The 19,597-nt window shown below is 65.9% G+C and carries 17 protein-coding genes; 12 read left to right on the top strand and 5 right to left on the bottom strand.

What is annotated here, in order from left to right; genetic code table 11:
- Nucleotides 1–201: 201 nt before the first annotated feature.
- Nucleotides 202–435 (top strand): 50S ribosomal protein L28, encoded by a 234-nt coding sequence (gene rpmB / locus F3K02_RS13600; RefSeq protein ID WP_177136162.1) that lies wholly within the window; start codon nt 202–204, stop codon nt 433–435.
- A 12-nt stretch (nt 436–447) separates the two neighbouring features.
- The gene (gene rpmG / locus F3K02_RS13595; protein ID WP_068173845.1) at nt 448–618 is read left to right on the top strand and encodes a 50S ribosomal protein L33; all 171 of its coding nucleotides are present in this window, start codon (nt 448–450) and stop codon (nt 616–618) included.
- Nucleotides 619–805: 187 nt separating this feature from the next.
- Here the strand turns inward: rpmG and F3K02_RS13590 are convergent, their stop codons facing one another.
- Together F3K02_RS13590 and F3K02_RS13585 are read right to left on the bottom strand one after the other, a co-directional pair.
- On the bottom strand, nt 806–2,032 hold the full coding sequence (locus F3K02_RS13590) for a DesA family fatty acid desaturase (protein ID WP_177136161.1): 1,227 nt from the start codon (nt 2,030–2,032) through the stop codon (nt 806–808).
- Between the two features lie 166 nt (nt 2,033–2,198).
- On the bottom strand, nt 2,199–3,467 hold the full coding sequence (locus F3K02_RS13585; RefSeq protein WP_177136385.1) for an RsmB/NOP family class I SAM-dependent RNA methyltransferase: 1,269 nt from the start codon (nt 3,465–3,467) through the stop codon (nt 2,199–2,201).
- Between the two features lie 34 nt (nt 3,468–3,501).
- Here F3K02_RS13585 and F3K02_RS13580 point away from each other — a divergent pair, with 34 nt between their 5' ends.
- Nucleotides 3,502–5,121, top strand: coding sequence for a peptide chain release factor 3 (locus tag F3K02_RS13580; RefSeq protein WP_177136160.1), 1,620 nt, complete (start codon nt 3,502–3,504; stop codon nt 5,119–5,121).
- 123 nt (nt 5,122–5,244) lie between these two features.
- Here F3K02_RS13580 and purN read toward each other — a convergent pair whose 3' ends face one another.
- Complete coding sequence (purN, locus tag F3K02_RS13575; RefSeq protein ID WP_177136159.1) at nt 5,245–5,832, bottom strand: phosphoribosylglycinamide formyltransferase; 588 nt, start codon at nt 5,830–5,832, stop codon at nt 5,245–5,247.
- 14 nt (nt 5,833–5,846) lie between these two features.
- Between purN and F3K02_RS13570 the strand changes: the two genes are divergently transcribed.
- The 3 genes from F3K02_RS13570 (at nt 5,847) to F3K02_RS13560 (ending at nt 8,961) form a co-directional block, all read left to right on the top strand.
- Nucleotides 5,847–6,575 carry a YceH family protein gene (locus F3K02_RS13570; protein ID WP_177136158.1) on the top strand — a complete coding sequence of 243 codons (729 nt, stop codon included), beginning with the start codon at nt 5,847–5,849 and terminating at the stop codon, nt 6,573–6,575.
- Nucleotides 6,576–6,653: 78 nt separating this feature from the next.
- Complete coding sequence (locus tag F3K02_RS13565) at nt 6,654–7,835, top strand: acyl-CoA dehydrogenase family protein (RefSeq protein WP_177136157.1); 1,182 nt, start codon at nt 6,654–6,656, stop codon at nt 7,833–7,835.
- A 10-nt stretch (nt 7,836–7,845) separates the two neighbouring features.
- Nucleotides 7,846–8,961, top strand: a complete 1,116-nt coding sequence (locus tag F3K02_RS13560; protein WP_177136156.1) for an acyl-CoA dehydrogenase family protein — start codon at nt 7,846–7,848, stop codon at nt 8,959–8,961.
- Between the two features lie 349 nt (nt 8,962–9,310).
- Here F3K02_RS13560 and F3K02_RS13555 read toward each other — a convergent pair whose 3' ends face one another.
- Nucleotides 9,311–9,868, bottom strand: coding sequence for an HNH endonuclease (locus tag F3K02_RS13555; RefSeq protein WP_177136155.1), 558 nt, complete (start codon nt 9,866–9,868; stop codon nt 9,311–9,313).
- Between the two features lie 153 nt (nt 9,869–10,021).
- Between F3K02_RS13555 and F3K02_RS13550 the strand changes: the two genes are divergently transcribed.
- The 6 genes from F3K02_RS13550 to F3K02_RS13525 all read left to right on the top strand — a co-directional run bounded on the left by F3K02_RS13550 (nt 10,022) and on the right by F3K02_RS13525 (nt 18,537).
- Nucleotides 10,022–11,095, top strand: coding sequence for a bifunctional riboflavin kinase/FAD synthetase (locus F3K02_RS13550; protein WP_177136154.1), 1,074 nt, complete (start codon nt 10,022–10,024; stop codon nt 11,093–11,095).
- 132 nt (nt 11,096–11,227) lie between these two features.
- Nucleotides 11,228–14,119, top strand: a complete 2,892-nt coding sequence (gene ileS / locus F3K02_RS13545; protein WP_177136153.1) for an isoleucine--tRNA ligase — start codon at nt 11,228–11,230, stop codon at nt 14,117–14,119.
- The gene (lspA, locus tag F3K02_RS13540) at nt 14,119–14,625 is read left to right on the top strand and encodes a signal peptidase II (RefSeq protein ID WP_177136152.1); all 507 of its coding nucleotides are present in this window, start codon (nt 14,119–14,121) and stop codon (nt 14,623–14,625) included. Before ileS ends, lspA begins: the two co-directional genes overlap by 1 nt.
- A 73-nt stretch (nt 14,626–14,698) precedes the next feature.
- Nucleotides 14,699–16,357 carry a Na/Pi cotransporter family protein gene (locus tag F3K02_RS13535; RefSeq protein ID WP_177136151.1) on the top strand — a complete coding sequence of 553 codons (1,659 nt, stop codon included), beginning with the start codon at nt 14,699–14,701 and terminating at the stop codon, nt 16,355–16,357.
- A 62-nt stretch (nt 16,358–16,419) separates the two neighbouring features.
- On the top strand, nt 16,420–17,568 hold the full coding sequence (locus F3K02_RS13530; protein ID WP_177136150.1) for an aminotransferase class V-fold PLP-dependent enzyme: 1,149 nt from the start codon (nt 16,420–16,422) through the stop codon (nt 17,566–17,568).
- A gap of 12 nt (nt 17,569–17,580) precedes the next feature.
- A complete protein-coding gene (locus F3K02_RS13525) occupies nt 17,581–18,537 on the top strand; it encodes a lytic transglycosylase domain-containing protein (protein ID WP_343067088.1) in 957 nt (318 codons plus the stop codon).
- An 18-nt stretch (nt 18,538–18,555) separates the two neighbouring features.
- Here the strand turns inward: F3K02_RS13525 and F3K02_RS13520 are convergent, their stop codons facing one another.
- Complete coding sequence (locus F3K02_RS13520; RefSeq protein ID WP_177136149.1) at nt 18,556–19,548, bottom strand: quinone oxidoreductase family protein; 993 nt, start codon at nt 19,546–19,548, stop codon at nt 18,556–18,558.
- Nucleotides 19,549–19,597: the final 49 nt, after the last annotated feature.

Here is a 19,597-nt window from a genome sequence, read left to right as displayed (position 1 = left end):
CCGGGCGGCGCTGTCCGAACCAGCCTGCCCGCGCTATAATCCAAGGCTTTGCTGCGATTGGCCAGTTTTGGTCGTTCGCAGCGGATTCGGGTTACCGCCACCCTTTTCTGGCGAGGTGAGGCTGGGTTACCAGATGCGGAACGGGAATACCGTCTCCAGTGTCCTGAGTGACCGGCTGTATAGAAGTATCGGAGTGTCCTCATGGCACGCGTCTGCGACGTAACGGGCAAGAAGCCCATGGTCGGGAACAATGTTTCCCACGCCAACAACAAAACCAAGCGCCGGTTCCTGCCGAACCTGCAATACCGCCGTTTCTGGGTCGAAAGCGAAAACCGCTGGATTCGCCTGCGCGTGTCGGGTGCTGCCCTGCGCCTGATTGACAAAAACGGCATCGATGCCGTGCTCGCAGACCTGCGCGCACGCGGCCAAGCTTAAGGAGCACCCAACATGGCAACCAAAGGCGGACGCGAAAAGATCAAGCTGGAATCCACTGCGGGTACCGGCCACTTCTACACCACGACCAAAAACAAGAAGACCACGCCCGAGAAGATGCTGATCAAGAAATTTGATCCGAAAGCTCGCAAGCACGTGGACTACAAGGAAATCAAGCTGAAGTAATTCAGCCGGTTCTCCCAACAAAAAAGCCGCTGTGAAAACAGCGGCTTTTTTGTTGCCGACCCAGAAGACACACCCATATTTCCGGAGCACAGTGCCTAACCCAGAACGCCGCGGAACCGGCTCCGCCGGGCCGCCAGCGTTGCCCCCTTGAGGGGGTCGCGCGCAGCGCGGCGGGGGTGGATCAAGCTCAAGCGTGCGCGGAGCGCAGGCGAATCGAAAAGTCGCGCAGCGCGGCAATGCCGCTTTCCTCCGCCCGGCGGCACCAGGCCTGAAGGTCGCCGGCCAGTTGCTCGCGGGTGGCGTTCGTGCTGGACCACAGGGCGCGAAGCTCTTCACGCATGGTGACCATCTTGTCGAGCACCGGGTGTTCCGCCCGTGCCAAGGCCAGTTGTGGCTTGATGTCAGCGGGCACCTTGTCGTCATCGCGGTGCAGCCAGCGGCGGGCCGCATCCAGCACCGAAGCGTCGGCACTGCGGGCCTTCAGGCCTTCGACTTCACGCTGGCAGGCGGCACGCATCTCACGCGCGTAACCGGCCATCACCTCGTAGCGGTTGGCGATGATCGCTTCCAGGGTCTTTTCGTCGGCCACGGGCTTCACGTCGCCAAACGCCATCCTGGGCGGCAGCTTCTTCACCGTGGCCAGTCCAACCGACTTCAGGATGGTGATGTACATCCAGCCAATGTCGAACTCGTAAGGCTTGACCGACAGCTTGGCCGAGGTCGGGTAGGTGTGGTGGTTATTGTGCAGTTCCTCGCCGCCAATGATGATGCCCCAGGGCGACACGTTGGTGCTGGCGTCGGTGGCTTCGAAGTTGCGGTAACCCCACCAGTGGCCAATGCCGTTGATGATGCCGGCGGCCGTGATCGGGATCCACATCATCTGCAGGGCCCAGACCGACACCCCCAGCACGCCGAACAGCGCGACGTTGATGATCAGCATGAGACTCACCCCCAGGCGCGAGCGACCGGTGTAGAAGTGCCGCTCCACCCAGTCGTCCGGCGTGTTGTGGCCATAACGGTCCAGGGTTTCCTGGTTCTTGGCTTCTGCGCGGTAGAGCTCGCTGCCTTCGAAGAACACCTTCTTGATACCGAAGACCACCGGGCTGTGCGGGTCGCCTTCGCGCTCGCATTTGGCATGGTGCTTGCGGTGGATCGCCGTCCACTCCTTGGTCACCATGCCGGTGGTCATCCAGAGCCAGAAGCGGAAGAAGTGCGAGGGAATGGGGTGCAGGTCCAGCGAACGGTGCGCCGAGTGGCGGTGCAGGTAGATCGTGACGCTGGCGATGGTGATGTGGGTGAACACCAGAGCGACCAGCAGCACCTGCCACCAGGCCGCACCGGTCAGACCATGGGCCAGGAACTGGATCAGGCCATCCCACAAACTGGCAAAAAACTCGAAATCAGAAGCAATCATCAAGGTCCTATTCAACCGCCCACGAAGGCGTCAGGCTGCCAAACGCCCCCGTTCAGGACAGGGGCGAAGCAACCTGCGATTTTAAAGCCGGGGGTGTCAATAAACAATCGCCGGACAGCTCCCCGAAAGGGATCTGCTCAGGCGAAATAGCTCATTTGCCGGTCTTTCAGGCCTTTTTCCGCCAGACGGCAGCAAAAAAGCCATCCGTTGCATGCCGATGTGGCCACAAACGGAGCCATTGGCCATCCTCGCCCTGGCACAGGCTGTCTGCCTGAGGCACCTGAGCCAGGGCCAGCAGGCCTGCCACCGGCACGGGCTCAAAGTCCTGGTGGGCCGCTGAAAAAGCCGCGGCAACCGCTTCGTTCTCTGCCGGCAGCAGGCTGCAGGTGGCGTACACCAGCCGCCCGCCCGGCTTGAGCAACCGGGCCGCGCTGTTCAGAATGGACTGCTGGAGCTCAGCCTGTGCCGCCACCGTCTGCGGCGTCTGGCGCCACTTCAGGTCAGGGCTGCGGCGCAGCGTGCCCAGGCCGGAGCACGGCGCATCGACCAGCACGCGATCGATCTTGCCGGCCAGGCGCTTGATGCGGTCGTCGCGTTCGTGCGCAATCGCCACCGGGTGCACATTGGACAAGCCGCTGCGCGCCAGCCGCGGCTTGAGCGCATCCAGCCGATGGCCGGAGGTGTCGAAGGCGTAGAGCCGGCCGCTGTTGCGCATGGCCGCGCCGATGGCCAGCGTCTTGCCACCGGCGCCGGCACAGAAGTCCACCACCATCTCACCCCGCTTGGCATCCAGCAGCAAGGCCAGCAGTTGCGAACCTTCGTCCTGCACCTCCACATCGCCCTGCACAAAGGCCGGCAGTTTGGCCAGAGAAGGTTTTCCCTGCAGGCGGATGCCCAGCGGCGAGTAGGCCGTGGGCTCACACACCAGACCGGCCTGGCGCAACTCGGCCAACACCGCTTCGCGCTTCTTCTTCAGCACATTGACGCGCAGGTCCAGCGGCGCGGGCTGGTTCAGGCTCGCCACCAGCGCGTCGAACTCGTCGCCCACCTGATCACCCAGCGCCGTGGCCAGCCAGTCGGGCAGGTTGTGACGGTGCTGCGCCATGAGGTCGGCATCTTTCACCGCCAGGCAGTGGTCCCACCAGGTCTTTTCCACCTCGGTCAATGCACTCTTAAGAAAGTCGCGGTCGCCCGGGAAGCCCAGGATCGCCAGGCGCCGCCATTTGGAGCCGGTGCCGGAGCGTGCCAGCCATTCGAACTTCAGGCGCTCACGCAGGATGGCGTACACCGTGTCCGACAGCGTGGCGCGCTCGCGAGGGCCAAGCGACCGGTTCTCGCGGAAATGGCGCGCAACCACGGCGTCGGTGGGGTGGTCAAATTTGAAAACCTGTTCGATCAGGGCGGAACATTCGTCCAGGAGGGCTTTGGGGTGCATCATGCTATTGTCCCACCCGCGATAATCATGGGCTATGTCCGAAATTGCCCAACAGGTGAAGCGTCGCCGCACCTTCGCCATCATCTCCCACCCCGACGCGGGTAAAACGACCCTGACCGAGAAGCTGCTGCTGTTCTCGGGCGCCATCAACATCGCTGGCTCGGTGAAGGCGCGCAAGGCCGCGCGCCACGCCACGTCCGACTGGATGGAGATCGAAAAGCAGCGCGGCATCTCCGTGGCGTCGTCCGTGATGCAGATGGAATACCGCGACTGCGTGATCAACCTGCTCGACACCCCGGGCCACCAGGACTTCTCTGAAGACACCTACCGCGTGCTGACCGCCGTGGACGCCGCGTTGATGGTGATCGACGCCGGCAATGGCGTGGAGCCGCAGACGCGGCGCCTGCTGCAGGTCTGCCGCGCACGCAACACGCCCATCCTCACCTTCGTCAACAAGATGGACCGCGAGGTGCAAGCCCCGCTGGACCTGATGGACGAGATCGAGCGCGAGCTTGGCATGACCGTGGTGCCCTTCACCTGGCCCGTGGGCATGGGCAAGACTTTCCGCGGCGTGTACGACCGTCGCACCGACCAGATGCGCGTGTTCGCTGCGGGCGAAGACCGCCGTGGTGGCGATGAAGACGTGTTGGCCGGCCTGGACAACCCCGAGAGCCTGAAGCGATTCGGCAGTGAATTTCAGCAAGCCAAGGACGAGCTGGAATTGGTCGAAGGCGCTTCGCCCGCGTTCGACGAAGCACAGTTTCTGGCGGGCAAACAGACGCCCATGCTGTTCGGCTCGGCGGTCAACAACTTCGGCGTTCGCGAGGTGTTGGACGCGCTGGTGGACCTGGCGCCGCCCCCGGGCGACCGCCCCGCCATCCAGCGAGTGGTGCACCCCGAAGAACCCAAATTCACCGGTGTGGTGTTCAAGATCCAGGCCAACATGGACCCGGCGCACCGCGACCGCATCGCCTTCGTGCGCGTGGCCAGCGGCCACTTCGAACGCGGCATGAAGCTCAGGGTGGTGCGCAGCGGCAAGGACCTGCGGCCCAACACCGTGGTGAGCTTTTTGTCGCAGCGGCGCGAGCTGCTGGACGAGGCGTTTGCCGGCGACATCATCGGCATCCCGAACCACGGCGTGCTGCAACTGGGCGACACCTTGACGGAGGGAGAGAGCCTGCAGTTCACCGGTCTGCCCTTCTTCGCGCCGGAAATCATCCGCAGCGTGGAAGTGGCCGATCCGCTGCGCAGCAAGCAGCTGCGCGCGGGCCTCACCCAGCTGGGTGAAGAAGGCGCGATCCAGGTGTTCCGCCCGGTGGCTGGCTCGGTGCTGTTGCTCGGCGCCGTGGGCCAGCTGCAGTTTGAAGTGGTGGCGCACCGGCTGGAACACGAATACGGCGTCAAGGCCCGCATCATGAACAGCCCCTACCAGGTGGCTCGCTGGGTGACCTGTGCACCCGAAGACGGCGGCGAGATCGAACTCAAGAAGTTCATCGACGCCAACAGCCACCGCGTGGCCCTGGACGCGGTGGACGCGCCCACCCTGCTGGTGGACCACGCGGCCACGCTGCGCGCCGTGGAGGCCAACTGGCCGAAGATCAAGTTCCACGCGATGCGCGAGCACGCGGGGCTGGTGTTTCAAAAAGCCATGTAGACCCCGCGCCGGGCTTCGCCCGTCACTCCCCAGGGGGCAAGGTGAGCGGCCCGGCGAAGCCGGTTCCGCGGCGTTCTCGGTTGACGGCCCTTCGTTGCTCAGCTGATTGGAGCTTCAGGAGATCTACGCCAACAGCTTTTCAACCGCACGTGGATACATGATGTGCTCCTGCGTCAACACGCGCTCGGCCAGCGTCTTCGCCGTGTCGTCCGGCAGCACGGGCACCACGGCCTGATCGAGGATGTCGCCGTGGTCGAGCTCGGACGTGACGCGGTGCACGGTGGCACCGGCGAATCTGCAGCCCATGTCGATGGCGCGCTGGTGGGTGTTCAGGCCGGTGAAAGCGGGCAGCAGGCTGGGGTGGATGTTGATCAGCCGGCCTTCGTAGTGCTGAACGAACCCGGGCGTGAGGATGCGCATGAAGCCGGCCAGCACCACCAGCGCCGGATCGTGGCGGTCGATTTCGGTCATCAGTGCGGCATCGAAGGCCTCCCGCGATGCAAACCCCTTGTGATCCAGGACCGCAGTGGGAATGTGGTGCTCGCGGGCAACGCCCAAGCCACCCGCCTCGGCCTTGTTGCTGATGACGGCCACCACGCGGGCGCCGTACCGATCAGCCCAATGACGCCGCTCGGCGGCCCTGACGATGGCGGCCATGTTCGAGCCGCTGCCTGAGATCAGAATGACAATGTTTTTATAAACGGCTGACATGGCCACGAAGTGTAATGACCCTGGAACACCCAACCTCTCCCGCCGGTCCCCGCGTGCACCGCTTTGACCAGCGTCCCCTGTCCGTCCCCGAAGCGCGCGTGCTGGGCACGCTGATGGAAAAAGCGCGCACCGTGCCCGACAGCTACCCGCTGACACTCAACAGCCTGCAGAGCGGCTGCAACCAGAAGTCGAGCCGGGAACCGGTGCTCTCGCTGACCGAGGGCGAAATCGGCGAGGCCATCGACGGCTTGCGCCAGCTGCACATGCTGGTGGAGACCAGCGGTGGCCGCGTCACGCGCTACGAACACAACTTCCAGCGCGCCGTGGGGGTGCCCGAGCAGTCCGCCGTGCTGCTGGGCATGTTGGTGCTGCGCGGGCCTCAGACCGCGGGTGAGCTGCGCCTGAACACCGAGCGCTGGTACAAGTTCCTCGACATCGCCTCGGTGGACGCGTTCCTCGAAGAGCTGCAGGACCGTTCACCTGAAAAGGGCGGTGTGCTGGTGGTGAAGCTGCCGCGCGCGCCGGGCGCCCGGGAACAGCGCTGGGCCCACCTGCTCTGCGGCCCCGTGGACGTGAACGCGCTGAGCGTTCCCGCCAGCCACAGCGGCAGCAGTGCCACCGAAGACGAAGTGATCGCCCTCACGCGCCGTGTGGCCAGCCTGGAGGAGACGGTGGAGCATCTGCGGGCCCAGCTGCAAAACCTGCACGAGCAACTCGGCTTGTCGCAGCCCGGACAGGGATAAAACGAACGGTCGTGCCAAACTGTGCGCCGTTGAGCGAGAACCCGCCACCTGGGCCGCGCCACACACAAGGAGACAAGCATGGATTTGGCATTCACGCCGCAAGAGCAGGCGTTCCGCGAAGATGTTCGCGCCTGGGTCAAGGACAACCTGCCCGCCGACATCGCCCACAAGGTCCACAACGCCCTTCGCCTGAGCCGCGACGACATGCAGCGCTGGGCCAAGATCCTCGGCAAAAAGGGCTGGCTGGGTTACGGCTGGCCGCAGCAGTTCGGTGGCCCGGGCTGGACCGCCGTACAGAAACACCTGTTTGAAGAAGAATGCGCGCTGGCCGGCGCGCCGCGCATCGTGCCCTTCGGCCCGGTGATGGTGGCGCCGGTCATCATGGCCTTCGGCAACAAGGAGCAACACGAGCGTTTCCTGCCCGGCATCGCCAGCGGCGAGGTCTGGTGGAGCCAGGGCTACAGCGAGCCGGGCTCGGGCTCGGACCTGGCCTCGGTCAAATGCCGCGCTGAACGCCAGGGTGACCACTACGTCGTCAACGGCCAGAAGACCTGGACCACGCTGGGCCAGTACGGCGAATGGATCTTCTGCCTGGTGCGCACCAGCACCGAAGGCAAGCCACAGACCGGCATCAGCTTCCTGCTGATCGACATGAAGTCGCCGGGGGTGAGCGTGCGCCCGATCAAGCTGCTCGACGGCGAGTGCGAAGTCAACGAGGTCTTCTTCGACAACGTCAAGGTGCCGGCCGAGAACCTGATCGGCGAAGAGAACAAGGGCTGGACCTATGCCAAGCACCTGCTTTCGCACGAGCGCACCAACATCGCCGACGTGAACCGCGCCAAGCGCGAGCTGGAGCGGCTCAAGCGCATCGCCAAGGCCGAAGGGGTCTGGGACGACAGCCGCTTCCGCGACCAGATCGCGCTGCTGGAGGTGGACGTGGTGGCGCTGGAGATGCTGGTGCTGCGCGTGCTGAGCGCCGAGAAGTCGGGCAAGAACTCGCTGGACATCGCCGGACTGCTCAAGATCAAGGGCAGCGAAATCCAGCAGCGTTACGCCGAGCTGATGATGCTGGCCGCCGGCCCATTTGCCACGCCCTTCATCGAAGAAGCCATGGAAGCCGGCTGGCAGGGCGACTTCCCGGGTGGCGAGGTGGGCAACGCGCCTCTCGCTTCCACCTATTTCAACCTGCGCAAGACCACCATCTACGGCGGTTCGAACGAAGTGCAGCGCAACATCGTGGCCCAGACGGTCCTTGGTTAAGGAGACAGACATGGATTTCGATTTCAGTGACGACCAGGAACAGCTGCGCGACGCGGTGCGCAAGTGGGTGGACAAGGGTTACGACTTCGAGCGTCGCCGCGCCATCGTCAAGGCCGGTGGCTTTGACCGCGGTGCCTACAACGAGCTGGCCGAACTCGGCCTGGCGGGCCTGTACATCAGCGAAGCCGATGGCGGCCTGGGCATGGGCCCGGTCGAGGGCATGGTGGTGATGGAAGAGCTGGGCCGCGGCATCGTGCTGGAGCCGCTGGCGCAGACGCTGATCGCGGGCGGCTTGATCGGTGGCTACGCCGGCGCGGACGTCAAGGCCGCCTGGCTGCCGAAAATCGCCTCGGGCGAAGCGCTGGTGGTCCTGGCGCAGCAGGAACGCGGTGCGCGCTACCGGCTGGATGCCTGCAAGACCACCGCCACCCCGGCCGGCAGTGGCTGGACGGTGAGCGGCGCCAAGAGCGTGGTGCCCGCCGGTGACCAGGCCGACGCCTTCATCGTGCCCGCCGTGACCAACGGACAGATCGCCTTGTTCCTGGTGGAACGCAACACTGCCGGCGTGAGCACCCAGGGCTACGGGACGCAAGACGGCGGCCGCGCGGCCGAGCTGAGCCTTTCGAACGCCCCCGCCAGCCTGATCACCACCGACGGCCTGGCCGCGCTGGAACACGCGGTGGACATCGGCATCGCCGCTGTCTGCGCCGAGGCCGTGGGCGTGATGGACAAGACCCTGGCCCTCACCGTGGACTATATGAACACGCGCAAGCAGTTCGGCGTGGCGATCGCGAGCTTCCAGGCACTGCGCCACCGCGTGGCCGACATGAAAATGCAGCTGGAACTGGCCCGCTCCATGAGCTTCTACGCCTGCCTGAAGCTGAACGCCCCGGCGACCGAGCGCCGCCGTGCGATGGCTCGCGCCAAGGTGCAACTGGGTCAATCGATGCGTTTCGTGGGCCAGCAGTCGGTGCAGCTGCACGGCGGCATCGGCGTGACCGACGAGTACATCGGCAGCCACTATTTCAAGAAGCTGACCCAGCTGGAGTTGACCTTTGGCGACACGCTGCACCACCTGGGGGAGGTATCGGCGCGGATGGAGGACACGGCGGGGGTGTTTGCCTGAGTCTTCTGTTTGGGTTGGTACGGAGGCCCCGCTTTGCGGGGCTTTTCTTTGGGCGTTCATCGGTTTCGCGGGATCGCCGAGGCGGTGCGCCCTACTCCGCTCATGTCCCCCGGGCTGGCTTCGCCAGCCCTCCTCCTTTACTTCGCTGCGCAGGGCACACCGCCTCAGCGATCTGACGAAATGTAGGCACACCATCGCTGGCGCACTCGGGTGTTCGCGGCCTGAGAGCGCCGAGTGACCGGCGCAGCGAAGTAAAGGAGGAGACGGCCGCAGGCCGTCGGGGGACATGAGCGGAGTCGGTCGCCCAGTGCTCTCAGGCCATCGAAGAAACGCCAGCACTAAAAAAGAACTACGCGTGAAGCCTCGAAGTCTTGGGCAGATGAGACATCAGGAACTCCATCTGGTCCGCCAGGATGCGGCGGTTGCGCAGGATGAAGTCTTCCCACAGGCTAGGCACGTAAGGCGTGTAGATCAGGGGCATGTGGGCCTGCTCGGGCGTCCGGTTGCCCTTGCGGTGGTTGCACGAACGGCAGGCCGTCACCACGTTCATCCAGGTGTCACGACCGTTCTGCCCCAGCGGCATGATGTGCTCGCGCGTCAGCTCCTCTTCGTGAAAATGCCCGCCGCAATAGCCGCACAGGCAACGGTCGCGGGCGAAGAGCTTGCTGTTGGTGAGCGTGGGCCGCAGGTCAAAGGGGTTGATGCGCGGCACGCCCTGGGTGCCGATGATGGAATTGACGGTGATGATCGACTGCCGCCCGGTGACGGCGTTGTGACCGCCGTGAAACACCGCGACCTCGGCCCCCATTTCCCAGCGCACCTCATCCGCGGCATAGTGCAGCACCGCTTCTTCCAGGCTGATCCAGGACTGGGGCAGCCCCTGCGCAGACAACTTCAAGACCTTCAAGACCCACCTCCACGTTGATATTCAACCGGACAATCTGTCTTCAGGTCAGGCCCCGCGCCACCTGGGGCCCGCCTGTCATGTGTCAATATACAGCGCTTCTGTGACAAACACCTTGAACCGCGCCCAACACCCGGCATGGGGCGGGCATCGCCCATGAAAATCATCCGAGGACTCTGGAACCTGCAGCGCGGCACCACCAGCGGGTCGCCTCCCGGCTGCGCGCTCACCATCGGCAACTTCGATGGCGTGCACCGGGGCCACCAGGCCATGCTGGCGCTGCTGAACAACGAAGCCCGGCACCGCGATGTGCCCAGCTGCGTGATGACCTTCGAGCCCCACCCGCGCGACTACTTTGCCGCCCTGCACCACAAGCCCGACCTGGCACCGGCGCGCATCGCCACCCTGCGCGACAAGCTCGAAGAACTGGAGCGCTGCGGCGTGGACCAATGCGTGGTGCTGCCCTTCAACGCCCGCCTGGCCGGGCAGCCGCCGCAGGCCTTCATCAAAGACATGCTGGTCGCCCGCCTGGGCGTGCGCTACGTGCTGGTCGGTGACGACTTCCGCTTCGGCGCCCAGCGCGCGGGGGATTACGCCATGCTGGATGCGGCGGGCTCCCGGCTGGGCTTCGACGTCGCGCGCATGCAGAGCTACGAAGTCCATGGGATCCGCGTGTCCAGCTCCGCCGTGCGCGATGCGCTGGCCGCGGGCGACATGGACCGCGTGGCCACCCTGCTCGGCCGCCCCTACGCCGTGAGCGGGCACGTGGTGCATGGCCGCAAGCTCGGGCGCCAGCTGGCCGAAAGCCGCCCCGGCGCTGGCGACGGCTTTCGCACGCTCAACCTGCGCTTCGCCCACTGGAAACCGGCAGCGAGCGGTATTTTTGCCGTGCACGTGCACGGGCTCACGCCCCAAGGCCAGCCCCTGGCGGGCGTGGCCAACCTCGGCGTGCGCCCTTCGCTGGACCCCGATGACGTGAACGGCGGGCGCGTGCTGCTGGAAACCCATTGCCTGGACTGGCCGGCCGACATGGCCGCCAGACTGCCCGGCGGAGAGGCCTACGGTAAAATCATCCGCGTGGAACTGCTGCACAAACTGCACGACGAGCTGAAGTACGACGGTCTGGACGCCCTCACCCGGGGCATCGCCAAGGACCGCGACGATGCGCGTGCGTTTTTTGCGTCGCTGCACACCCAGACGCACCGCCAGACCACCCGCGACCGAATTTAACGCCGCTGCCGGGGCGCTGAGCCCCGGGCCGCGCGCCCTCTGACAGGCTCAGGGCGACCCGCCCCACCCCCGTGCGCCACGCCGCACCTCCGAGCCCGCCTTTGCCGATCCCGAATTCGAAAGCCGACCACCATGTCTGAAAAAACCGCTGCCCCGAAGAACGAGGCCAAGCCCGAAGCCAGCGCCTACCGCGCCACGCTGAACATGCCCGACACGCCGTTCCCCATGCGCGGCGACCTGCCGAAGCGTGAGCCGGCCTGGGTCGGTGAATGGAATGAAGGCGGCCTGTACAAGCGCCTGCGCGACGCCCGCCAGGGTGCGCCGCTGTTCGTGCTGCACGACGGCCCGCCCTACGCCAACGGCAAGCTGCACATCGGCCACGCACTGAACAAGGTGCTGAAGGACATGATCGTCAAGTCGCGCCAGCTGGCCGGCTTTGACGCGCAGTACATCCCCGGCTGGGACTGCCACGGTCTGCCGATCGAGAACGCGATCGAAAAGCTGCACGGCCGCAACCTGAGCCGCGACGACATGCAAGCCAAGAGCCGCGCCTTCGCCACCGAGCAGATCGACCAGCAGCGCGAAGACTTCAAGCGCCTGGGCGTGCTGGGTGACTGGGAGCGCCCCTACCGCACCATGGACTTCGGCAACGAGGCCGGTGAAATCCGCGCCTTCAAGCGCGTGATCGAACGCGGTTTTGTCTACCGCGGCCTGAAGCCCGTGTACTGGTGCTTCGACTGCGGCTCTTCGTTGGCCGAGTTCGAGATCGAATACGCCGACAAGCAGAGCGACACGTTGGACGTGGCCTTCGAGACCGATGACGCGCCCAAGCTCGCCGCCGCTTTCGGCCTGTCCGCGTTGCCCGCTGGCAAGACCGCCTTCGCCGTCATCTGGACCACCACCGCCTGGACCATCCCCGCCAACCAGGCGCTCAACGCCCACCCCGAACTCACCTACGCGCTGGTGGACACGCCCATGGGCTGTCTGGTGCTGGCCGAGACGCTGGTGGACAAGTGCCTGGAACGCTTCGGCCTGCAGGGCAACGTGCTCGCCACGACCCAGGGCGATCAACTGGGTGGCCTGAACTTCCGCCACCCACTGTACGACGTGGACGCCGGTTACCGCCGCCTCTCGCCGGTCTACATCGCCGACTACGTGAGCGACAGCGACGGCACCGGCATCGTGCATTCGGCGCCGGCCTATGGCGTGGACGACTTCAACTCCTGCGTCGCCAACGGTCTGGCGTACGACGACATCCTCAACCCGGTGCAGGGCAACGGCGCCTACGCGCCCGACTTCCCGCTGTTCGGTGGCCTGCACATCTGGAAGGCCGTGCCGGTCATTCTGGAGGCGCTGAAGAACGCCGGCCGCTTGCTGGCCACGGTCAAGATCACCCACAGCTACCCGCACTGCTGGCGCCACAAGACGCCGGTGATCTACCGCGCCGCCGCGCAGTGGTTCGTGCGCATGGACGAAGGCGAGGGCGTGTTCACGAAAGACAAGGCGCCCAAGACCCTGCGCCAGCTCGCGCTCGACGCCATCGACCACACCAGCTTCTACCCCGAGAACGGCAAGACCCGTCTGCGCGACATGATCGCCAACCGGCCCGACTGGTGCATCTCGCGCCAGCGCAGCTGGGGTGTACCGGTGCCCTTCTTTCTGCACAAGGATTCGGGCGAGTTGCACCCCAACACCATGGCCATCCTGGACCAGGCGGCCGACATCGTTGAAAAAGGCGGCATCGAAGCCTGGAGCCGCGTGACGGCCGAAGAGATCCTGGGTGCCGACGCCCCGCAGTACACCAAGAGCACCGACATCCTGGAGGTCTGGTTCGACTCCGGCTCGACCTTCTGGCACGTGCTGCGCGGCAGCCACGCCAAGGCCTACCCGAACGGCGCCAGCCATGCGCAGGGCCCCGAGTCCGACCTCTACCTGGAAGGGCACGACCAGCACCGCGGCTGGTTCCACAGTTCGCTGCTGCTGGGCTGCGCGCTCGAAGGCCGCGCGCCCTACAAGGGTCTGCTGACGCACGGCTTCGCCACCGACGGCCAGGGCCGCAAGATGAGCAAGTCGTTGGGCAACACGGTGGAGCCGCAGTCGGTCACGAGCAAGCTCGGCGCCGAGATCGTGCGCCTGTGGGTGGCCAGCACCGACTACTCGGGCGACCTCAACATCGACGACAAGATCCTCGCCCGCGTGGTCGACGCCTACCGCCGCATCCGCAACACGCTGCGCTTCCTGATGGCCAACGTGTCGGACTTCGACCCGGCCACCGACGCCGTGCCGCTGGAGCAGATGCTGGAGATCGACCGCTACGCGCTGGCCCGCGCCAGCGAACTGCAGGCCCAGATCCTGGCGCACTTCGACGTCTACGAGTTCCACCCGGTGGTGAGCAAGCTGCAGGTCTACTGCTCGGAAGACCTGGGCGCGTTTTACCTCGACGTGCTGAAGGACCGCCTGTACACTACGGCGCCAAAGAGCCTGGCGCGGCGCTCGGCACAGACCGCGCTGTACCAGATCACCAACGCCATGCTGCGCTGGATGGCACCGTTCCTGAGCTTCACCGCCGAGGAGGCCTGGGGCCATTTCGCTGGCGGCAAAAGCCAGGGCTCGATCTTCTTCGAGACCTTCTCGCCGCTGCCATCCGCCAACGAAGCGCTGCTCGCCAAGTGGAACCGCATCCGCGCGATCCGCGACGTGGCCAACAAGGCCATCGAAGACCTGCGCACCGCCGGCCATGTTGGCGCCTCGCTGCAGGCCACGCTGGTGATCACCGCCGGCGGCGACGACGCGGCCCTGCTGCGCTCGCTGGGCGACGACCTGAAGTTCGTCACCATCACGTCCGCCGCCACGGTGGTGGACGGCGCCGAACTGCAGGTGGCGGTGGCGCCCAGTGCGGCGCAGAAATGCGAACGCTGCTGGCACTACCGCGACGACGTGGGCGCCGATGCGGCCCACCCCACGCTCTGCGGCCGCTGCGTGAGCAACCTGCACGGCAGCGGTGAACAGCGGGTGATCGCCTGATGGCCAAGATCAAAGGCTCTCTCTGGCCCTGGCTCGGTCTGGCGGTCACCATCGTGCTGCTGGACCAGTTCACCAAGGTGCTGATCCTCGGCAACTACCGCCTCGGCGACAGCACCACCGTCACCAGCTTCTTCAATGTGGTCCGCGTGCACAACACCGGCGCCGCGTTCTCCTTCCTGGCCTCGGCCGGGGGCTGGCAGCGCTGGTTCTTCACCGCCGTGGGCGTGGCGGCGGCGGTGTTCATTGTCTGGATGCTGCGCTCGCACCCGGGGCAAAAGCTCTTTGCGTTTGCGCTGGCCTGCATCCTGGGTGGCGCCATCGGCAACGTGGTGGACCGCGTGCTGCACGGCTACGTGGTGGACATGCTGGATTTTCACTGGGGTTTCCTGACGGGCCTGTTCCCGGGCGGGCACTTCCCAGCCTTCAACATCGCCGACACGGGCATCACCATCGGCGCGATCGCGCTGATTCTGAACGAGATCCTGCGCGTCAGGCGCAGCCGCTGATCCTGCCTGGGCTCACGGCCGGCGGGCACCCGCGCCAGGGGCGTTCTGGCGGGGCGTATAGTTTTCCCCAGACATGAAACATTTGCTGAATCTGCTGGCAGCCATTGCGCTGCTGGTCTGGGGCACCTATCTTGTTCGCACCGGCGTGCTGCGCGTCTTTGGCAGCAACCTGCGCCAGGTGCTCGCCGCGAGCATGGGCAACCGCTTCACCGCCGCGCTCTCCGGCCTGGGCGTCACGGCCTTGGTGCAGTCGAGCACCGCCACCGCGCTCATCACCGCATCCTTTGTGGGCCGCGGGCTCATTGCCCTGCCCGCCGCGCTGGCCGTGATGCTGGGCGCCGACATCGGCACCAGCCTGATGGCGGTGGTGTTTTCCTTCGATCTCTCCTGGCTTTCTCCGCTGTTCATCTTCGTCGGTGTCACGCTGTTCATCTCGCGCCAGGGCACGCAGGTGGGCGACGTGGGCCGCGTGCTGATCGGCCTGGGCCTGATGCTGCTGGCCTTGCAGCTGGTGAGCCAGTCCACCGCCGTGCTCACGCGCAACCCGGCGGTGCAGCTGATGCTGGAGTCGCTCACCAGCGACCGCATGCTGGAGATCCTCGTCGGCGCCACGCTGTCGGTGCTGGCGTATTCGAGCCTCGCCGTGGTGTTGCTCACGGCCGCGCTGGCCCTGCAGGTAGTGGGCGTGGACGTGGCGCTGGGTCTGGTGCTGGGTGCCAACCTCGGCAGCGGCCTGCTGGCGGTGATCACCACCGCCCAGACCAACCGCGCCACGCGCCAGGTGCCCATCGGGAACCTGCTGTTCAAACTGATGGGCGTGGCCATAGCGCCCTGGCTCATCCCGCTCTGGCTCCAGCTCGTGCAACCCCATGTGCCCGACCCGGCGGCGCTCACCGTGCTGTTCCACCTGAGCTTCAACCTCATGGTCGGCCTGTTCTTCATCGGCCTCACGCAGCCCGTGGCCGGCTGGGTGGAGAAGCTGCTGCCGCTGCAAGAGGCGGGCGGCGCACTCAACCGGCCCAACCACCTGGACCCGTCGGCCCTGGCCACGCCGTCGCTGGCCATCTCGTGCGCGGCGCGCGAAGCGCTGCACCAGGCCGACGTGGTGGAAACCATGCTGCGCGGCGTGATGACCGTCATCAAGACCAACGACCTGCAGCTGGCGCAGGACCTGCGCAAGATGGACGACACGGTGGACAGCCTGTACTCGGCCATCAAGTACTACCTGACCAAACTCTCGCGCCAGCAATTGAGCGAAACCGAGAGCCGGCGCTGGACCGACATCATCAGCTTTACCATCAACATGGAGCAGATCGGCGACACGGTGGAACGCGTGCTGCTCGACATCGAAGACAAAAAAATCCGCAAGGGCCGCGAATTCTCGGAAGCCGGCCTGACCGAGATCGGTGCCATGCACGCCCGCCTGCTCGACAACCTGCGCCTGGGCATGAGCGTGTTCCTCGACGGCAATGTGCGCGACGCGCAGCGCCTGCTCGAAGAGAAAGTGCGTTTCCGGGAAATGGAGCGCGCCTACGCCAGCAGCCACCTGGAGCGGCTGTCCGATCAGACCATGCCCAGCATGGAGAGCAGTTCGCTGCACATCGACCTGATCAGCGACCTGAAGCGCATCAACTCGCACATCTGCTCCATCGCCTACCCCATCCTGGACTCGGCCGGCGTGCTCGCGCCCAGCCGCCTGCGCACCCCGCCGCCGCCCGTCAGCCGACACTGATTTCGGCTTGCTGTGCTAATCTGACAGACCCGCTTCCAGAGCGACCTGCCAGGAGACACCCCATGCCCGGTTTGCTGCCCCACATCGACCCCGATGGCCTGCTCGAATTTTCGGTGGTCTACACCGACCGCGCGCTCAACCACATGTCCAAACGCTTCCAGGGCGTGATGACCGACATCTCGGCCATGCTCAAGCGTGTTTACGGCGCGCACTCGGCCGTGCTGGTGCCGGGCAGCGGCACCTTCGGCATGGAATCGGTGGCGCGCCAGTTTGCGCACGGCCAACATGTCATGGTGATCCGCAACGGCTGGTTCAGCTACCGCTGGACGCAGATCTTCGACATGGGCTCGATCCCCGCCAGCCACACGGTCATGAAAGCGCGCCGCACCACCGAGGGCGCACAGGCCGCCTGGGCGCCGGCGCCGATTGAAGACGTGAAGGCCGCCATCGCCAAAGAGAAACCTGCCCTGGTCTTTGCGCCGCACGTGGAAACCGCCGCCGGCATGATGCTGCCCGACGACTACCTGCGCGCGGTGGCCGACGCGGTGCACGCCGTGGGTGGCCTGTTCGTGCTGGACTGCATCGCCTCGGGCGCGATGTGGGTGGACATGAAAGCCACCGGTGTTGACATCCTGATTTCAGCGCCGCAAAAGGGCTGGAGCAGCTCACCCTGCTGCGCGATGGTGATGCTGAGCGAACGCGCCCGCAAAGCCATCGACGCCACGCAGAGCACCACCTTCGCCATGGACCTGAAGAAGTGGCTGCAGATCATGGAGACCTACGAAGGCGGTGGCCACGCTTACCACTCCACGCTGCCGACCGACGCCCTGCTGCGGCTGCGCGACACCATGAAAGAAACCGAGGCCTACGGCTACGCCAAAGTGCGCGATGAACAGATCGCCCTGGGTCGCGCCGTGCGCGCGTTGCTGGAAGAGCACGCTTTCCCCAGCGTGGCGGCGCCGGGCTTCCAGGCGCCGGGTGTGGTGGTGAGCTTCACCACCGATCCCGACATCCAGTCGAGCAAGAAATTCCTCGCTGTCGGCCTGCAGACCGCCGCGGGCGTGCCGCTGCAGTGCGACGAAGGCGCGGACTTCAAGACCTTCCGCATCGGCCTCTTTGGTCTAGACAAGTGGCACGACGTGGACAGCACCCTGGCCCACCTGCGCACGGCCCTGCGGACCGTGGCACCGCAACCGGCGGCGCTGGCCTGATGGGAGAACACGGTGCGCTGGCGGCAGACCTTGCTGACGCTGGCCACACTGGCCGGCGCGATGCCGGCGGTGGGCGCTGACCGCGACATCGTCGTTTCATTGCGCACCCTGGGAGACCACGTCCCCGAGGTGGCCACCGACGGCGGGCCTGCCCTTCCCCAACTGCTGGAGCAAGGCCAGGCGGCCATGCACGCACTGGACTTTCATCTGGCGGCGCAACACTACTGCAGCGCTGCGCGCCAGGGCAGCGTGGATGGACAGTACCGTCTCGGCCGCCTGCTGCTGCAGCAGCGCAGCGTGCCGAAAGCACAGGCCCAGGGACGCTTCATGCTGGCGCTGGCGGCCCAGAATGGCCACGCCGAAGCCCTCCAGTTTTTCGACGAGCCCGGCCTGGTCCCGCTGGACGAGCAGCGTCCGCAGTGCCTGCCCGATCCGGCGGCCGGGTCGCTGGAAGACCGCACCGAGCCCGTGAGCCACGAAGTGGTGAAACGCTACCTGGACCAGCTGAACCGGGAACGCCGCCGCTGGGCGCAGCGGGTGCAGGAACGAGCGCCCTACTACGGCGTGGACCCGCGTCTCGCGGTGTCCATCGTGCGCGCGGAGTCGAACTTCAACCCGTTCGCGGTGTCGCCCAAGAACGCCCAGGGGCTGATGCAGCTCATCCCCGCCACAGCCAAGCGGTTTGGCGTGCGCAACCTGCTGGACCCGCAGCAGAACATCGAAGGTGGACTGGCCTATCTGCGTTGGCTGCTGCTGCGCTTTGATCACGATGTGGTCAAGACCTCGGCCGCCTACAACGCCGGCGAAGGCGCGGTCGATCGCCACCAGGGTGTGCCACCCTTTCCCGAGACGCAGGCCTATGTGGCGCGCATCCTGGGTTTCTACCTGGCCACACGGCACCAGCCGCCGCCCGCACCCCAGGGCAAGGCGGCGCCTCTCAAGACCGACCGATCCTCACCCAGGGGCTGATCGCCCCTGGCGGCCAGGCTATGGCAGCAGGATGGTGCAGCCCGTGGTCTGGCGCGCCTCCAGGCTGCGGTGCGCGGCCTGCACGTCGGTCAGCGCAAAACGCTGGTCGATGCGGATCTTCACGTCGCCGCTGCCCACCACCGCGAACAGCTCGTCGGCCATGGCCTGCGTGCGCTCGCGGCTGGTGATGTGGGTGAACAGCGTCTGGCGCGTCACATACAACGAACCCTTGGGGCCCAGGATGCCAGGCGCGAACGGCGCCACCGGGCCACTGGCGTTGCCGAAACTCACCATCAGGCCAAACGGCATGAGGCAGTCGAGCGACTTGTCGAACGTGTCCTTGCCCACCGAGTCGTAGACCACCTTCACGCCTTGGCCACCGGTGATCTCTTTCACGCGGGCGGCGAAGTCCTCGGTCCGGTAGTTGATCGTGAACTCGGCGCCATGCTCGCGTGCCAGCGCGCATTTGTCGTCCGAACCCGCGGTGCCGATCAGGCGCAGGCCCAGCGCCCGTGCCCACTGGCAGGCGATCAGTCCGACGCCACCGGCCGCGGCGTGGAACAGCACAAAATCACCCCGCTCCAGTCCCTCGACCGGCTTGCAGCGCTTGAGCAGGTACATCGCGGTCAGACCCTTGAGCATCATGGCCGCGCCGGTTTCGAAGCTGATCGCGTCGGGCAGCTGGCAGACGTTCATGGCCGGCATCACGCGCACATCGCTGTAGCTGCCCGGGGGGTTGGCGGCGTAGGCCGCGCGGTCACCGACCTTCAGGTGCGTCACGCCCTCGCCCACCGCTTCGATCACGCCCGCGCCTTCCATGCCCAGTGCCAGCGGCAGGGCGTTCGGGTACAGGCCGCTGCGCTGGTACACGTCGATGAAGTTCAGGCCGATGGCTTTGTGGCGGATGCGCACCTGGCCCGGGCCGGGTTCGCCCACGTCCAGCGAGTCGATCACCAGTTGTTCGGGGCCGCCGGTGGCGTGGATGCGCACGGCGCGGCTGGTCTGGGTCATGGGAATCTCCTGCATTTTTTGAAACGACCCACATGCTGCCACGAAACGG

This window comes from Hydrogenophaga aromaticivorans, assembly GCF_013387465.1.
Lineage (GTDB): Bacteria > Pseudomonadota > Gammaproteobacteria > Burkholderiales > Burkholderiaceae_C > Hydrogenophaga > Hydrogenophaga aromaticivorans.
Note: the sequence above shows the minus strand (reverse complement) of the source record. Positions and strands in the feature narration are given on the sequence as shown.

Coding starts and splice junctions, on each gene's coding strand:
- rpmB (WP_177136162.1), top strand. CDS start 202: ATGGCACGCGTCTGCGACGTAACGGGCAAGAAGCCCATGGTCGGGAAC.
- rpmG (WP_068173845.1), top strand. CDS start 448: ATGGCAACCAAAGGCGGACGCGAAAAGATCAAGCTGGAATCCACTGCG.
- F3K02_RS13590 (WP_177136161.1), bottom strand. CDS start 2,032: ATGATTGCTTCTGATTTCGAGTTTTTTGCCAGTTTGTGGGATGGCCTG.
- F3K02_RS13585 (WP_177136385.1), bottom strand. CDS start 3,467: ATGCACCCCAAAGCCCTCCTGGACGAATGTTCCGCCCTGATCGAACAG.
- F3K02_RS13580 (WP_177136160.1), top strand. CDS start 3,502: ATGTCCGAAATTGCCCAACAGGTGAAGCGTCGCCGCACCTTCGCCATC.
- purN (WP_177136159.1), bottom strand. CDS start 5,832: ATGTCAGCCGTTTATAAAAACATTGTCATTCTGATCTCAGGCAGCGGC.
- F3K02_RS13570 (WP_177136158.1), top strand. CDS start 5,847: ATGACCCTGGAACACCCAACCTCTCCCGCCGGTCCCCGCGTGCACCGC.
- F3K02_RS13565 (WP_177136157.1), top strand. CDS start 6,654: ATGGATTTGGCATTCACGCCGCAAGAGCAGGCGTTCCGCGAAGATGTT.
- F3K02_RS13560 (WP_177136156.1), top strand. CDS start 7,846: ATGGATTTCGATTTCAGTGACGACCAGGAACAGCTGCGCGACGCGGTG.
- F3K02_RS13550 (WP_177136154.1), top strand. CDS start 10,022: ATGAAAATCATCCGAGGACTCTGGAACCTGCAGCGCGGCACCACCAGC.
- ileS (WP_177136153.1), top strand. CDS start 11,228: ATGTCTGAAAAAACCGCTGCCCCGAAGAACGAGGCCAAGCCCGAAGCC.
- lspA (WP_177136152.1), top strand. CDS start 14,119: ATGGCCAAGATCAAAGGCTCTCTCTGGCCCTGGCTCGGTCTGGCGGTC.
- F3K02_RS13535 (WP_177136151.1), top strand. CDS start 14,699: ATGAAACATTTGCTGAATCTGCTGGCAGCCATTGCGCTGCTGGTCTGG.
- F3K02_RS13530 (WP_177136150.1), top strand. CDS start 16,420: ATGCCCGGTTTGCTGCCCCACATCGACCCCGATGGCCTGCTCGAATTT.
- F3K02_RS13520 (WP_177136149.1), bottom strand. CDS start 19,548: ATGACCCAGACCAGCCGCGCCGTGCGCATCCACGCCACCGGCGGCCCC.